At 46.0% G+C, this 16284-nt stretch carries 15 protein-coding genes; 9 read left to right on the plus strand and 6 right to left on the minus strand.

Annotation, left to right across the window (positions count from 1 at the left end):
* Nucleotides 1-14: 14 nt before the first annotated feature.
* From QFZ78_RS27215 to QFZ78_RS27245, 7 genes are all read left to right on the plus strand, one after another.
* Nucleotides 15-1052: an HD-GYP domain-containing protein gene (locus tag QFZ78_RS27215; RefSeq protein ID WP_307552163.1), complete on the plus strand. Its 1038-nt coding sequence runs from the start codon at nt 15-17 to the stop codon at nt 1050-1052.
* A gap of 46 nt (nt 1053-1098) precedes the next feature.
* Nucleotides 1099-1989, plus strand: a complete 891-nt coding sequence (locus tag QFZ78_RS27220; RefSeq protein WP_307552165.1) for a diguanylate cyclase — start codon at nt 1099-1101, stop codon at nt 1987-1989.
* A gap of 27 nt (nt 1990-2016) precedes the next feature.
* Nucleotides 2017-3486 (plus strand): GAF domain-containing sensor histidine kinase, encoded by a 1470-nt coding sequence (locus QFZ78_RS27225; protein WP_307552167.1) that lies wholly within the window; start codon nt 2017-2019, stop codon nt 3484-3486.
* The gene (locus tag QFZ78_RS27230) at nt 3440-3811 is read left to right on the plus strand and encodes a sensor histidine kinase (protein ID WP_307552169.1); all 372 of its coding nucleotides are present in this window, start codon (nt 3440-3442) and stop codon (nt 3809-3811) included. The genes QFZ78_RS27225 and QFZ78_RS27230 overlap by 47 nt, the downstream gene beginning before the upstream one ends.
* Before the next feature lie 5 nt (nt 3812-3816).
* On the plus strand, nt 3817-5496 hold the full coding sequence (locus QFZ78_RS27235; protein WP_307552170.1) for a thiamine pyrophosphate-binding protein: 1680 nt from the start codon (nt 3817-3819) through the stop codon (nt 5494-5496).
* A gap of 135 nt (nt 5497-5631) precedes the next feature.
* Entirely contained in the window at nt 5632-6510 is an 879-nt protein-coding gene (locus tag QFZ78_RS27240) for an aldo/keto reductase (protein ID WP_307552172.1), read from the plus strand.
* A gap of 153 nt (nt 6511-6663) precedes the next feature.
* Nucleotides 6664-8658: a transglycosylase domain-containing protein gene (locus tag QFZ78_RS27245; protein WP_307552174.1), complete on the plus strand. Its 1995-nt coding sequence runs from the start codon at nt 6664-6666 to the stop codon at nt 8656-8658.
* A gap of 64 nt (nt 8659-8722) precedes the next feature.
* Here QFZ78_RS27245 and QFZ78_RS27250 read toward each other — a convergent pair whose 3' ends face one another.
* On the minus strand, nt 8723-9715 hold the full coding sequence (locus QFZ78_RS27250) for a hypothetical protein (protein WP_307552176.1): 993 nt from the start codon (nt 9713-9715) through the stop codon (nt 8723-8725).
* Between the two features lie 129 nt (nt 9716-9844).
* Between QFZ78_RS27250 and QFZ78_RS27255 the strand changes: the two genes are divergently transcribed.
* Nucleotides 9845-10141: a hypothetical protein gene (locus QFZ78_RS27255; protein WP_307552177.1), complete on the plus strand. Its 297-nt coding sequence runs from the start codon at nt 9845-9847 to the stop codon at nt 10139-10141.
* A gap of 39 nt (nt 10142-10180) precedes the next feature.
* Here the strand turns inward: QFZ78_RS27255 and hprK are convergent, their stop codons facing one another.
* Complete coding sequence (hprK, locus tag QFZ78_RS27260) at nt 10181-11095, minus strand: HPr(Ser) kinase/phosphatase (RefSeq protein ID WP_307552179.1); 915 nt, start codon at nt 11093-11095, stop codon at nt 10181-10183.
* Nucleotides 11096-11285: 190 nt separating this feature from the next.
* Here hprK and QFZ78_RS27265 point away from each other — a divergent pair, with 190 nt between their 5' ends.
* Nucleotides 11286-11552, plus strand: coding sequence for a zinc ribbon domain-containing protein (locus QFZ78_RS27265; protein ID WP_171642674.1), 267 nt, complete (start codon nt 11286-11288; stop codon nt 11550-11552).
* 102 nt (nt 11553-11654) lie between these two features.
* Here QFZ78_RS27265 and QFZ78_RS27270 read toward each other — a convergent pair whose 3' ends face one another.
* From QFZ78_RS27270 to QFZ78_RS27285, 4 genes are all read right to left on the minus strand, one after another.
* Nucleotides 11655-11825, minus strand: a complete 171-nt coding sequence (locus QFZ78_RS27270; RefSeq protein WP_156389969.1) for a hypothetical protein — start codon at nt 11823-11825, stop codon at nt 11655-11657.
* 407 nt (nt 11826-12232) lie between these two features.
* Nucleotides 12233-13612, minus strand: coding sequence for a DUF4129 domain-containing protein (locus QFZ78_RS27275; RefSeq protein WP_307552182.1), 1380 nt, complete (start codon nt 13610-13612; stop codon nt 12233-12235).
* Complete coding sequence (locus tag QFZ78_RS27280; RefSeq protein WP_307552184.1) at nt 13575-14726, minus strand: DUF58 domain-containing protein; 1152 nt, start codon at nt 14724-14726, stop codon at nt 13575-13577. The genes QFZ78_RS27275 and QFZ78_RS27280 overlap by 38 nt, the downstream gene beginning before the upstream one ends.
* A 3-nt stretch (nt 14727-14729) precedes the next feature.
* Nucleotides 14730-15686, minus strand: a complete 957-nt coding sequence (locus QFZ78_RS27285; protein WP_307552185.1) for an AAA family ATPase — start codon at nt 15684-15686, stop codon at nt 14730-14732.
* Between the last annotated feature and the right edge of the window lie 598 nt (nt 15687-16284).

The following is a 16284-nucleotide window of genomic DNA, read 5'->3' on the forward strand; positions in this document are numbered from 1 at the left end:
TAAGAGGTACATCTATGCAGAATTCATTGTTTTTTAAAAATGTGATAAATTCTGATTCCATCTTCGAATCGATCGGACAATTGAGTGATATCGCCAAGAAAACAATTGGCTGCGAACATATCTCTCTCTTCCTTATAGACGAGAAACATCAGAGCACCCCAGCATCTTATTCGGTTAATATTAGTACGGCAGTCATGGACCAGTTACAACAAATTGTGCTCCATACGCAGTTTTTTTTCCGAAATCCCGATGGCATACGTTTATCAGTACATAAGGCAGAAAGTCATTTGAAAAATTATCTTATAATGAGTAAATACGAGTGTATTTACGGTTTTCATATAAAGCATGGTCCTTCTTACGGGGCATTATTATTCTCATTTCCTTCGGATATTCAACTTACGGAGGATCAATTGCATCTGTGCAACCTCATTAAACTGCATATGGAACAATTGATTAAAAAGATTCAATTCCGGAGACAAGTGCTGAAACAGAAAGCTTACGAAAATCTTTTTAATACATTGAGGGTTAAAGATAGCTTCACGGTCGATCACTGTTATAATGTTGCTTTCTACTCTACTTTGCTTGGAGCGAAAGCGGGGGTAAGTGAGGCCGAACTGGAACGTCTGAAATTAGGGGCTCTTTTGCATGACATTGGTAAAATAGCAATTCCCGATCATATTCTGATGAAACCTGGGCGGTTATCTGATGAAGAATTTAACGTCATTCGCCAGCATCCTGTAATTGGCTATGAGCTGCTAAAAGATTTACCGGATGTTGAGCATCTTCTGCCTATTGTAAAATGGCATCATGAACGTATGGATGGGAGAGGATATCCAGACAATCTGCAAGGTGAAGAGATTCCTTTGCTTGTCCGCATTGTAAGTATTGCAGATGCATTTGATGCGATGACTTCTACGAGAGTATACCGAGATTCGCTGCACGTGCATGAAGTCAGGGAACAACTCCTAATTCACGCAGGCAAACAATTTGATGACGAATTAGTGCGGCTTTTCTTAAGTATCATCGATGAGCAAATGCAAATGAATGGATAATAAGTCAACATGCAACTATTTTAGTAATGAAAGCTGGGATAGATTAATGAAATGTCGCATTCTTATCGTCGATGACGAACCCCATAATTTAAATATACTTCGTATATTTTTAAATTCGTTACATTATGAAATCATCACGGTTGAGGATGGTAAAGAGGCATTCTCCATGGTCAAAGAGACGGCACCTGATCTTATTTTACTTGATGTGATGATGCCTGAAGTGACTGGATTTGAAATATGCAAACAATTAATAGCCGATAGCGACTTTGATATCCCGATTATTTTCTTATCTGCAAATGCACAGAAAGAAGACATTTTACAAGGACTTCGATTAGGAGCTATTGATTATTTGACCAAGCCATTTGATCTGGATGTGCTGGAACGAAAGGTTGAAATTGCCCTCCACCAAAAAGCGAAGGTTAAAAATTTGATGAAAGACAATAAACAATTAGCCAAATTGGTTTATGTGGATGCGCTAACTGGTTTATATAATCGAGCATACTTGGATATTACCATTCGGATGATCAAAGAGGGAACCAAGCAATTTCAAGCCGCTATGATGGTCGATATGGATTATTTTAAGGACATTAATGATAACTATGGTCATTTGGTTGGGGATCAAGTCTTGAGAGAAGTAGCAACCATCATATCGTCAAAAATCTCTTGCGAGCATGATCTAGCCTTTCGGTATGGCGGGGATGAGTTCTTGGTCTTACTCCAAAATGAAGCGAACAGTGTAGAGATTGCAGATAGCATTATTAAGGCTGTCGACGGTTTAAAGGTTAGCCTGGCACCGCATATATCACAGGAATTCTCAGTGAGCATAGGGTTGACGAATAATTTCGACCCTACCTCGTTCGATCAAATCATTATGCAAGCTGATTCTGCACTTATTGGGGCCAAGAATAATGGAAGACATCAAATAAAGATTCGCTAATAAAAGGGGAATGGGTGGGGCATGGTCATGGAATTGAAAAGTTTTCAAAAATTATTTCAAATGACGAAGGTCATTAATTCTCAGTTTGAAATGTCAGAAATCCTGCAAGTGTTCGTTGACGCGATAGCAGGAGAGATTACTCAAGCAGATCTTGTTGGTTTTTTCTTGAAACAGCCGGATGGTACTTTTCAGGGATATAAAGGCAATAAATTGCCCGTGGATATAACGGAGCTGCTCATTGATCCCAGAGAAGATGAGTTTGTCAGGGATATTTTGCGCAACCAAGCTAGCGACTATATCTCGGATACGAGTATTGACCTGAGATTGGATCAATCCAAGAGACAATTGTTAAAAATTAAATCGATTCTAGGGATTCCCGTCATTGTAGAAAATGACGTGTTTGGCCTTGTCTTCGTTCACGATTTCGGAAAACCGATGAATATTACTCAAGAGCAGATGGAAGTTACAGAAGCTTTTGTTAACATGGCAAGTGTGGCTATTCGCAACATTCGCATGTTCGAACAACGGCAGCTTCTGATGGAGAAGCAGCAGCTTCTTCTTGACGCGACGAAAGCATTATCGGAGTCATTGTCGGTCAAAGATGTTCTGAACACTTTTTTCCACTACATGCGTAAAGCCAGTGGGTCTAAGGATATCGGTATTCATCTATATAACGAAAAAGAGCATACCATTGAACCCTACCAATTGTCTTCTGAGAATGTAACGGTTGACGAATGGAAAGTTAAGCATAGAGAAGTCAAGTTAACCATTGAAAATGACCGCCTTTTGTATGAGGTCATTACTCAGAAGAAATCCGCGGCAATCGAGGATGTGTATGCGGATCCGCGGCCTAATCATAAAGCGTTCGTCTCTTTTGATATCCGGAGTATTATGGTGTTTCCGCTTGTGGCGAAAGGTTCCGTTTACGGTGTCGTTGCGATTCCATCTATCGGGAAACCAAGGAAGTATGAAGCAAGCATACTGGAATTCTGCCAATCGATTTCTGATGCTACAGCTACCGCTCTTTCAAATGCCCAGCATACGGAGACTTTGGATCACTCCGTCAATGAGCGTTCCATAGAGCTGCAGCATGCTAACTTCAAGCTAGAGGGTCTAGTACGAGAGCTAGAGCATCTGAATGAGTTAAAAAGCGATTTCATCGCGACACTTTCGCATGAGCTGCGTACGCCGATTACAGCGGTTAAAGGATCTGTAGACATCCTTAGCAAGGGAATTCTCGGTGGCCTTAACGATTCGCAGAAGGATTTACTAGATATTGCGTCCAAGTCGATCGAGCGTTTGCTGGATCAAGTGAATGAATTGCTGGATTTCGCTAAAATGGAGAACGGTAAATTTGAATTGGTGTATACCGAAGCTGATTTCAAAGAAATCATCAAGGAATCCGTCCATATTGTGCAGTCTTTGATCAATAAGAAGAAACTAATTCTGGTTGTTGAATCTGACGCAGAAAACGGATACGATTGTAAGCGTCGATAAACAACGCATTCTGCAAATTTTATTGAATTTACTTTCCAATGCGATTAAATTTACACCTCCTATGGGTGTGATTACCATTAAATCGATTTTCGAAGAAACGGTACTTACGGTTGAAGTACATGATAGTGGTATCGGTATTCCTTATGAAAAGCAGAAAAACATTTTCACGAAATTCTATCAAGCCAATAATCAAATTAATGGGACAGGCTTAGGTCTTGCGATTTCAAAACAGCTTATCGAACTGCATGGCGGTCGGATTTGGTTCGAAAGTACCGAAGGGCAAGGTTCGGTATTCAAATTTACTTTACCTAAAGGGGAGGAGTAACCAATATGCGGGCGATTGAAGTAGGATTGAGATTTTTAGTGCAGCAAGGTGTGCGATATGTGTTCGGTATTCCAGCAGGCTCAATCAATGCGATCTATGACGCCCTTTTGGACATTCCTGAGCTTAAGCCGATTGTAGCTAAGCATGAGAACAGCTCCGGCTACATGGCAGGTGCTTATACGAGAATTACCGGACTTCCATCGATTTGCGTGGCATCTAGTGGACCGGGAGCGACGAACCTCGTGACTCCGGCTGCGAATGCTTGGAAGCAGAAGCTTCCTGTTATATTCATCACAGGCTCAGTGCCATCTGGTAAAATGGGCAAGGGGGGCGCGCAAGAGCTGTATGCTGAGCCGATCTTTGCATCGATTACGAAGATGAGCCGAACGGTTCTAGACCCTAATCAACTGCCAGAGATTCTGGCAGAGGCCTATCACACAGCGATTAGCGGCGTGCCAGGTCCTGTGCATTTGGCGATTCCTATTGATATCCAAATGACGGATATTGGCGTAAGAGAGCTTCCAGTGTTACCTCCAGAACAGCCGCCAACGATGGATTTGGTAGCAGCACAGGCGGCTGCTGAGCGGATCAAAGCAGCTGGTCTACGTGGAGCGATTCTGCTGGGTAATGGCGCTAAAGCATCCTCTGACAGTATCGTACAGTTGGCTGAAACACTTGAGTGGAAAGTGGCAACAACGCCACGCGGTAAGGGAGCTTTTCCCGAAAATCACCCGCTTTCCTTAGGGATATATGGCTTATCAGCGAATATCAAAGCGAGTGAGTATTTGAACGGTAACGATCATGAGGTACTTCTGATCATCGGTTCAAGCTTAGGTGAGCTAGCAACAAGTAACTGGGAACAGCGATTGGTTACCAATAGAGAGCTCATTCACATCGATTACGATCAAAGTGAGTTAGGAAAGTGCTACGATACCCAATATCCTGTACATGGTGAAATCAAGCTTGTCATTGCGGAATTATTAGATCAGCTTTCGGCTGATGGACAAGATAGATCATATGCAAGCGAGGCATTTCAAGGGCTAGCCGAAGCAGCAGCGGCATCCGAACAGGAGCAGGTCGAAGAGAAATGGAATACGTTGGCGGCAATCCGTCGTCTTAGTGCGAGAGCACCGAAAAATGCTCGATTCTTCCTAGATATCGGTGAATTCATGACCTATTCGATCCAAAACTTATTGATCGAGAGCGGGCAAGAGTTCGATATTGATATCAATTTCGGAGGCATGGGCTCTGGAATCGGAGGATCACTAGGAGCACAGTTAGCGGAGCCGACTCGACCGACGATCTGTATTACAGGCGATGGCTGTTTCTTCATGCATGGTCTCGAAGTACTAACCGCTAAGGAATATAATCTTCCGATCCTATTTGTCGTCATTAACAATGCCCGTCTCGGGATGGTTTATCATGGTCACATGCTGCAGTACAAAAGATGTCTGGAAGACTTCTCGCAAGAGAGAGTTAGTATTGCGGGTGTCGCCCAATCGCTTGGCTTGCGTCATGCCGAGGTTAGATCTCTGGATCAACTACAGGGAGAGCATGTGCAAGAGTGGCTTTCTCACGGAGGTCCTGTGGTTGTTGAAGTTATCGTGGAAGGCAACGAAATTCCGCCAATGGGTGAACGAGTGAAGTTTCTTGCAAGGGGCAACGTATTAATTGGCATACATTGAGGTATGAGTAAAAAGCTTTTGGATATTTGTATCCAAAAGCTTTTTTTGCATCTATATCTGTGAATACTGTATTCTTGGCCCAGTAAATGATATGGTGAGGAAGAGTAAGAACAATAAGGAAGGAGCACTTCACTCATGTTGAAACGAACAATAGGTCGTTTGAATTACGAAAGCTCAGTCGTTATGTTTGGTGCAGCAAGTCTCGGCAATGTGACGCAAGAGGAAGCGGATGCATCTATCTCTTTTGCCATGCAGCATGGGGTTAACCATTTTGATACAGCAGCCAGTTATGGGGATGCCGAAGTACGAATGGGTCCTATGATCAGTCAAATTCGCAAGGGTATTTTCCTAGCTACGAAAACAGGGCAAAGAACGAAAAAAGAAGCGAAAGAAGAAATTTATCGCTCTCTGGAACGGATGCGGGTTGATTCTGTAGACTTACTTCAACTGCACGCGGTAGGTTCAATGGAAGAGTTAGACCGCTGCACGGAAAAGGGCGGTGCTTTGGAAGCAGCCTTGGAAGCGCAAGCTGAAGGTATTGTTAAGGAGATTGGCATTACAGGACATGGGCATGATGCTCCGACTGTGCATTTGGAAGCGTTACATCGATTTCCTTTCGCAACCGTGCTCCTTCCGCTCAATTATTATATGTATAGTATGCCAAAGTATCGGGAAGCTTTCGATGCACTCATGGAAGAAGCTAATAAGCAAAATGCTGCTATCAGGGTCATCAAAGCGATTGCTAAGGCTCCATGGGGAGAAGGGGAGAAGCGCCCTTATGCGACATGGTACGAACCTTTTGACCAGCAGCAGGTGATAGATGCTTGTGTGCATTTTGTATTATCTTTCCCTGGTGTGTGCGGATTCGCAAGCGCAGGAGACATTCATTTGTTCCCTAAAATCGTCGATGCCGTGGAGCGATATGGTTCCATGAACGATGAGGAAGCGGAGCGTATCCTAGGCAGTATCAGCGGATATACCAGTATTTTCGGAGCACCGACCTCAATCGCTTAAAAAACGATATATTCTAAATAATGTGCCCTTCAGTTGTTTATGAACTGGGGGGCTTTTTACGTCGTTTCAGCTGGTAAGAGTTCCTTGTCTTCGTGCGTCACTAACTGCAGGAATCCTGCGAATATATATAACGTACGTAAGGGGGAAGGTAAGATGTTCAAATCATTTTGGAAGAGTAAAAGGTTTTGGCAAATTTGCTGCGGTATTGTGTTGATTGGATGTGTGACCGTATTCGTGTCTTGTTATTCCTACATTCGTGGACTCGATGTATCGAAATTAAACCAGCCGCTGCCAGAGGCAACACTTGTGCTGGATAAGAACGGTAAACCGGCTTCGCAGTTATCAGCTTCAAAAGTTGAGCCTGTCACGTTTTCACAATTGCCGAAGGTGCTGACGGATGCGGTTGTGGCTGTGGAAGATAGAAGATTCTATGAGCACACGGGTATTGATGTCAGATCTATCTTCCGTGCGGTTGCTCGTGATGTGCTGCGAGGAAGCTATTCGGAGGGAGCGAGTACAATTACGCAGCAGCTGGCTCGTAATCTGTTTCTCAATGCGGACAAAACACTGGCCCGAAAGCTGAGAGAAGCAGCTTATGCGATCAAAATAGATACAACCTATAGTAAAAATGAAATTCTGGAGATGTACTTAAACAGCATTTATTTCGGGGAAGGGAGCTGGGGGGTACAGGGAGCGGCTAGAACGTATTTTAACAAAAATGTAAAGGATCTAACCCTACCTGAGGCAGCGGTTCTTGCCGCTCTTCCTAAGGCTCCTAGCCGGTACTCACCTTTTAAGGATGAGGGTCAGGCACTCGAGCGAAGGAATACTGTGCTAGTGCTGATGCGTGATGAAGGTAAAATCACCGCGCAGGATTACGAGAAAGCCAAAGCTTCACCGCTAAGTGTCGTTAAATCCGATAAAGGCAATGAGTTGAAGGGACGTTATCCGGCTTATGTCGATGCGGTTATTAATGAAGCCGTTCAAGTGTATGGTTTTACAGAGGAACAGTTGTTGACGGGTGGCTTGCGAATCACGACGGAGCTAGATCCCTCGGTGCAGAATGCAGTTGCGGATGTTTATAAAGACGAGAGTCTATTTCCGGAAAGCAAGCCAGATCAGCTCATTCAAAGCGGCGCTGCAATTGTAGATCAGCGAACCGGCGGGATTCGCGCCTTAGCTGGAGGACGAGGAGAAGGAGTCTTCCGTGGGTTCAGTCGTGCAACGCAGTTGAAGAGACAGCCAGGATCATCTTTTAAGCCGATTGCTGTTTATGGACCCGCGTTGGAGAATGGCTATAAGCCATCTTCCATCTTGTATGATGGTCCATTAAACATCGAAGGCTACCAGCCTCAAGATTGGGATCACCGAACGAGAGGGCAAGTGACGATGCAGGAGGCGGTTGTTTCTTCTTGGAACGTGCCAGCCGTGTGGCTGCTTCACGAGATTGGGATTGATCGTGGACTCCAATTTGCTAAATCCCTGGGCATTACTTTACCGGCTCAGGATCGTCAACTTGGCATCGCACTTGGCGGACTCTCAGAAGGGGTGTCACCACTGCAGATGGCGCAAGCATTCAGCGCCTTCGCCGCCAAGGGGGTTCTGCATCAAGCGCATACCATCACGAAGATCGAGACGAGCAGCGGTCATTTGCTCGTTGGTGCAAGCCCGAAGGGGATTCCCGTGATGCAGCCGGAGACAGCGTATGCGATAACGACAATGCTGCAAGTCGCTGTTGCGCAAGGAACAGGTAAGAATGCCGCTATGAATCGCCCGGTTGCTGGTAAATCTGGCACAACGCAGCTGCCGCAGACGAAGGAATTCGAAGGCTTAAGCAGCGGAAGTGCTAAAGATGCGTGGTTCGTGGGTTACACGCCAGAGTTAACGGCTGCTGTGTGGGTCGGTTATGACCGTACGGATAAAGAGCATTACTTAACGACGTCTGGCGGTGCTGTTCCTGCTGTTTTATTTCGCGAGATGATGAATCGAGCCTTGGCTCAGGCACCTATTGTTCCTTTTGATATGCCGATTGTGGGGGCAGAGGCCCAGACTGCTAAGGATTCGCACTCATCTGAAGAGTCAGACGAGGACGATAAGGAAAATAAAAAAGAACGTGAGCACGGAAATGGCAAGGGGAAGAAAAGATAAAGCAGCAAAAAGCCGTCGACATCCTTAGTGGATATCTGCGGCTTTTATTGTGGCGATTATATAGCTAGTCATCATTGTGGTTGCTGCGACTCTGCTTTTCATTCTTTTGGCGATCATCGTTTTTTCCTTCATTGTTGCTTTTTGCTTTGTCTTTGTTGCTGTTATTCTTATTGTTATCTTTGTACTTGCTTTTATCGTCTTTATCCTCATCATCGTCATCGTCATCATCTTTTTTAGAGCTCTCGTCCTTATTGGAATCCTGCTGCTTTAGCGTGTTTGGCGCTTGTGTTTGCTCCCATTTCGTTTTCATTTGAACATTTAGCTTACTTGCATCCAAGTTATAGTGCTCGGCAAGCAGCTGCGTTAATGTCTGCTCAGCATTTGAAGATTTGAGGTCGACGGAAGCAAGCAGCATTTTAATCCATGCAGCGGCTTGGTCCCCTTTGAGATGAATCGTACCGCTATTTTCGAGCTTAATATTCAGATCATACAAGGTGCCATTCGCACCCTTGGTTTGTGTAATATGCAGTTTGAAATGCTTGCCATCCACCTTCAGGTCGATGTCCTCCAAGTTAGGATAAAGCTCGTTGTTCTGCTGGGAAGGGGGTTGTGTGCTAGAAACAGGTTCATTTGGAACAGCTGCTGCAGCTTGCTCGCTCGTTCCCGACGAAGCCGGTGTCGATGTAGGCTCAGGAGTCACTGGTGTCGCAGGTATGGCTTCAGTCACGGGTGCTCCAGCGTCAGTTGAGGTCGCTTTCACATAGGCAGCTTGCTGCTTGCTATTGACGATCAGTTCGATCTGATCCCCAGGCTTTAAATCAGCCAGTTGGGCCTTTTGATCATTACGGTAAACCCATACGGATTTGGCTAATGGAATTGTTTGATCACCGGTATTTGTGTTTACAGTGACAGCATCGGAAGCGATGGATTTGAATGTCCCCAGGACGGAAGTCGAAGTCGATGTGTTAGGTGAAGTTGCCGCATAGGCCGTCCACCCACAAAGCATCAGAGCCACAAGGGTAATTGAAATGATAATAAATGTTAATCTTTTACGCATAAGATGCACCTCCACTAACAGCTTTCGATTCGAAAGGTTGTTTTGGGACGGTACCCCGCATCGTCGAAAAGCCAAAAATAGAGCTGACCGAGCCTAAACCATGCATCAGATGGACAAAATAAGGCAACGATGTGGGTTTTTCACTTTACATTTGGGCGGTTTTGGTTATATGTTGTTGCTAATCTGTTATTAGATGCTTTTTATGCCTTTGTGTTTCATCGGATTGAGGAAAAGCTTGGCATAGCGGACCTTATCAATGTGAAGCACTATCACATACTTCTCCTGATGGTGGGAATTTCATTTATTTATCCTGCATCCGTATCAGCGATGGCAAGAGAAGGCTTCAAAAAGCTGGAGCACAATGATCATGATGATATCACGTCAGGATCACGGCCCATCTTGGTTAACGAAAAGAGAAAAAGCTAAATAAGTAAGCCGCCTCATCCTAGGATGGAGCGGCTTCTTTTAATCGGTGTCATTTTGCAGACGCTGCATGAATTCCTCAGCAGCACTGTACCCTTGCTGACGCAAATACCAGTTGTTGGCTGCAGCTTCAACGAGTCCGGCAACATCACGTCCAGGCTGTAGTTGGATTTCAATATGTGGAATTTTGATATCCATATACTCGGTGAAACAGGGGTCAAGCTCCAAATCGTTGTTGAGGGCATGCTCCTGCCACTTCGTAAGCTCAATATCGAGTACGATCCGCGTTTCGTCCTGGAAAGCTTTGCGGCCGTAAAGCCGTGAGACATTAATCAGTCCGATGCTGCGCAGCGCCAGGAATTCCTTCGTCTTCCCATTGTGAGTACCAAGCAGGGTCTCGGGGCTAATCTTCTTCAGTACGACAATATCATCGGCAACGAGGCGATGCCCTCTGTGAATTAAGGTGTGGGCGGTTTCACTCTTGCCAACCCCAGACTTCCCGCGAAGCAGAATGCCAATCCCCGAGACATTGACGCAAACACCGTGAACGGCAATCTCCTGAGCGAGTGATTTACTTAAATATAAATCAACTAAGTCTTGAAATTTACTCGTATGAGCAGCCGTACGGAGGAGCGGGATTTTCTCTTCTTCGCAATATTTGGTTAAATATTTCAAACCTTCTTGGTTTCTCGTTACGACGAAACAAGGTGGGTGATATTTGACAATATTTCCGATATGAAGATTTCTTTCGTTTTCGCTGAGACTGTGTAAATAGGTAATTTCTTTCCTGCCTAACAACTGAACGTGCGCTTGCGGGAAATATTCAAAATAGCCGACAAATTCAAGTCCAGGGCGATGCGCCTTTGTTTTGGTAATCGGGCGGTGCAGTTCCGAATGTCCGGCAAGTACTTCGAGCGAGAAACGCTCAACCAAATCTTTCACTGTGACGGGCTTCACAACAGTCCTCCTTAAAGTTTTACTATTACTATTCTAATTAAAATTGACAATCTATTTCTAGTAGATTCGCTTGAAGGTGGCTACTCTCCTGCTCTGAAAGCGCTTGAATAGATAATAGTCAGCTTTTCATTGTAATTGAATGCTTTGTTGGTATGATAATAGGAGAAGCTTTTAGGAGGAGTAAAAAAACATGGACACCTATAAAAACTGTCAAAGCTGCGGGATGCCGCTCGCTCGTGATGAGCAAGGTGGAGGAACAGAGAAATCTGGAATGAAAAGCAAGGTATACTGCAGTCATTGCTACCAAAACGGTGAATTCACTTTGCCTGATTTAACCGTAGAGCAGATGAAGGATCGGGTGAAGCAGAAACTGGTTGAGTTTGGTTTTCCGCGGTTTCTTACAGGCCTCTTTACACGAAATATTCATAAGCTAAAAAGATGGTCGCCAAACAAATAATTGAGTTATACGGCCATGACGACAAAAAAGGCTCTATGCAAGGATTGCACAGAGCAAAATGCCAACATGGTCTTTCGTATGTTTATGTAAAAGAAAAGCAGCTTATCTATTGAAGCCGCATTTTTTAGCAAGTGTTGGCCATGTTGAGAGAAACATGCTTTCCCACCTGTCTTCAGGTAATACCATGATCCATTTTGCGATTTGATCCAATCCCATTTCACATAATGTGTGAACGACTTCTTCTTTTTCACAACCGGTTTTTAATGCTAACATCTCAAAACCACCTCAGTCGAATGTATTCAAACAATTATGTATATGCAGCCGCGTGCAAAAGTGTGACTGATTTTTTTGATTGTGAATGCTGGAATGCGGTGTGGGACTGCGAAGAGTCGGGTGAATGGAGTAATAAGTATAAAAAAAAAGGCTGAGCAGTTGTTTTGCTGCGCAGCCTTTTTGTTTTGCATAGGAAAACTTTGGGGTGAGTATGCTAGCTTAGCCCAACCCAACCCCTTATTTGTGCCAGCGGGGCTGAGGCTTTGCCAGGAAAATACGCGATTGCACAGCTGAAGGGCATTGAGCTTCTTAATCTGAGACGATGAATATCATCGCTAAAGTATAGGGAGAGCTTGGATTCTTCGACGTAGCGATGAGAATCATGCTTACAGTAGGCAAAAGGATACTCATTTCAATTGATTGCGAATAAGAGGGTCAAGAGTTTGCAGTACTTGATCCAGCTCTAAATCAGAGACATCGTCATCTCTATAACGTGCTTGGTTATAAGCTGTTGTTATGGCATGAACGGCATGGCTGGACAGCTGATATTGGTTTGATAGCTCCCGTTCTGTTTCATTTGGGGTATGTGCTTTATTGTACGTATAGCCACCCTCAGCTGCTTGCTGGATCAAAACACGATAAAGGAAACGGATGCGTTCCCGATTGTTCGGCAAATGTGACCATTTTGGTTCATTTGCTTTCCCTCTCGACCAGCTCTTCATCGTTTGCTGCCACCACATACGCGGTAGTTCTTTCCACGCTAGTAGACTCTCTTTTTCATCCGTGAATCCTTCGGCTCCCTCGCCTTTCTTGCTGCTAAATGAACGGTTCATCAAGCGTCGAATAAGTGAGACCAGTGCAGGTGTCAGCTTGGCAATGATAATATAAATGGCGCCAAGGATAAGGGCGATGACAATGAGATAGCCGATAATAACTTGGGCATAGTGAAGCAGCATGTCAAACCAGCTCGGTTCTTCAGTGGGAGCAGGAGGCGGAAGCGGCAAGGGTTGTGCTGAAGGACTTGGCTCTAGCGGCTGATCAGAAGACGGTTCGGATTGAAAAAGGCGCAGCAGCCAAGCGATCGAAGCTCGAAGAAAGGAGCCGATTCCTTGTTGCAATTGTTTAAAGTAGGCAACAGCTGCGATGCAAGCAATTAATGTGATTAACCAAATGCGGCTTGAGCGCTTCACTGACTCTGATAGTGACAATGCTGCAGTACGTTCATTGCCTGCTAACGTGGCGCTAAGGAGCTGAGCGCGATTCGTAGCTAAGAAAAAAATGACCAGCGAACAGAACCCGAATCCATTCATCCAACCTATATACGGATGGAAAAGATCCAATCGTCCCATAATGGGGACACCTACGAAATAAACTAAACCTGCGGTAACAAATATGCTCGCAGGAAAGAGCGAGAGCCATCCATCCTTGGTGCAGCGAATTCCGCGATATGCAAGTATTAACCCGATGGCTGCGCAGGTCCAGCCATGCCAGTTGTTGCCTTGCAGGAGGTAGGTAATCGTTAAACCTACTCCAGCACAAAGCATTAACTCATAGAGAGTACGAGTTAGCCATTTTATACGTCCAAAGAAGCAGCCGAACATATAACAGAGCAAGAACTGTAAGCAAGTCATCCAGAGTAAGGTCTCCGACACATAGACCTGGATTAGAATAATAATCGGAAAGAAGATAATGAGTTCGAGTAGACTGTACAAGATCGCTAAGCTGAATTCTCTCACAAGAAAATTAAGATTAGCTCGTTGAGAAGGCGTTTGAGTGCGCGCTGACATTGGAAACACCTACCTCCTCTCCGTTCAGCTCAAGAAGGTCGTGCTGCAAGGGGATGATAAAAACAGAGTGCCCTAACGATTCAAGTCGCACAATACTTTCTTCGATCCCCCTAGACACGAAGGAAGTCAGTAGGATGATGTCCATCGCGGTCCCTTCTTGCTCGATTCCATGATCCAGGAAGTCTTCGAAGGAGCGAGAGCAGGAGATGGCAAGCTTGGCCATCGTTTCAAAAAGGTGTTCCAAATGTGGCCAACCACCTTCAGGGGCGAGGTACACGGGAACTCCAGGTTGACCTTGCAGAGAGCCGTTGTAGCCGAAACCAACAGGAATACCTTGGCTCACGGCATATTCAGCAAGTGTAGCTGCGTACGAGAGAGCTTTCTCAACAAGCTCGGGATCGGTCACAGCATCCCACATTGTTTCCGTTATTTGCGTATTTACGGCCAAAAGCAGCCTAGGGTCAGCAGTGAAATCTCGATTATATACTTGGAGTTTCTGGCTGCGTGCTGTCGCCTTCCAGTGGATGCTGTTCATCGTATCACCAAAGCGATATTCCCTTGCGCCAGAAACGAGAAATGGATCTGGCATGATCCAGCGTTTGACGGTTATATCGCCTTGCCATCTGCTGGAGAGGAGTGGGATCTCATCTCTGCTTACCAAGCGAGGGTAAACAAGGAGCTCCACCTGCATACGGTGTATCGCAGAAGCAGCTTGCACACCAACCAAATCCCCCATCGAAGCGGCCACCGTTTCGAGCTTATACCAACCTCGCTTCGAACAGTGAACCCCGTGGCGTCGGACTATTCTTGTATAGGGCATAAGGCTGAACAGACTGCGATGATTCTGAAAAAGAGCTCCGCTGCTCACTGCGAGGTTGCTGATCTTCGCAAAGTGGAGCCCTGCGTGAATCGTTGATTCCAAGCGAAGCCAAGGAATTGGAGCCAGCTTACGATTAACGATCGTTTCGATCATGACAATGTCGTCCCCTGCATGGCAATGCGTCGTACTGAAGGTTCGCTCAATGCGAAGCCCGCGAAACCCCCAGCGGGCAAATAGCTGATGCTGGAGGAGGAACAGAGCGACAGTGATGATGAGAATCCAGCTAATGCTCATCGGCTACCCCAGCTTAACTTCCGTAGGAACGGGGGTAGCTGCAAGAATACTGACCAGCAGGGCATGTACCTGTTGGTCTTGTTGGCGCGATCGCGTGCGCAGCAGGATGCGGTGCGCCCAGACGGGCCCAGCCAGCGCCTTAATGTCGTCCGGCAGCACGTAGTCGCGGCCGCGAAGCGCCGCGTATACCTGCGCTGACTTCATCAAGGCGCGAACACCGCGCGGGCTGACGCCAAGCGCGGCATCTGCATGCGCGCGCGTCGCTTCCGCGAGCTGCACGATGTACTGCAGCAGCTCGTCGCTGACGCGCACCTGCGTGAACAAGTGCTGAGCTTCGAGCAGCTCAGCACGGCCTACAACCGGCAGCAGCCGATCGAGTGGATCATGCTGTTGGTAGCGCTTCAAGATCTGGACCTGATCGGCTGCGGACGGATAGCCCAGCGAGAGCTTCATCAGGAAGCGGTCGAGCTGAGCTTCCGGGAGGGGGAACGTCCCCTGATTCTCGACAGGGTTCTGCGTGGCAATGACGAGGAACGGAGCTTCGAGCATGCGTGTTTCACCGTCGATGCTCACTTGGCGTTCCTCCATGCTTTCCAGCAAGCTGGACTGCGTGCGCGGCGTCGCGCGGTTAATCTCATCGGCAAGCACGATGTGAGCGAATAACGGCCCTGGGCGGAATTCGAATTCGCCCAGCTTCTGATTGAAGAAATTGATGCCGCTTACATCTGACGGCAGCAAGTCGGGCGTGAACTGGATGCGCTTCATTGTGCCGTCGAGGGAGCGGGCCAGCGCTTTGGCTAGCTGCGTTTTCCCTGTACCGGGAACATCCTCAAGCAGCACATGCCCGGAAGCAATGAGGGCAATGACCATAAGCTCGACGGTATCGTCCTTGCCAACAATGACTTTACCTACGTTAGCTTTAATAAGTGAAGCGATTCGTCCTATTTGTGTGAAATCCAATGGGTCTTCCTCCTTGTTTGTGTGAGCAGTTTTATTGTAATTCCTGTAGTGTAATCTACAATTCCTGTTTACTGAGGGAACGTCGATTCGTTATTTCTTTCGTATAGCTGTTTTCAGGGACCTAAGCGGAACCACGATCCGCTATTCCTTGAAAATTGGATTGAATTCCTCAATATTGACAAAATAAGGCATCGTAGTTCCCTTTGGGTAACGAAAACAAGCATTTTGCAAGAAATAGCGTACTCAGGTTCCCTTCATCATCGCAAAGGGCCTTCTCCAGCGACGGCTGAATGGGGAAGTCTCAAAGGCCCAGTCCAGCGAGGCTGAATGGAGTTTGGCCGCAAAGGCCGGGTCCAGCGACTGCAGAAAGTCGTTTGATCTCCCCAGTTCAGCAACGGCTGAGTGGAGTTTTGTCCCGAAGGGCCTGTCCAAGATGATGTCCTTTTTAATGGGTTTGCTTTATCTCACTTCAATTTTAACATTCATAAGGTGATTTTTACCATTAATTCCTCATTAGAGTATCAACCAGTTGTTTATTCCATAGGCAGTTAGTACAATGATGTTTATTAAGAATACGCTTACGATGTAAGCTTTTCGA

The organism is Paenibacillus sp. V4I5 (assembly GCF_030817255.1).
In the GTDB taxonomy this organism is placed as follows: domain Bacteria; phylum Bacillota; class Bacilli; order Paenibacillales; family NBRC-103111; genus Paenibacillus_E.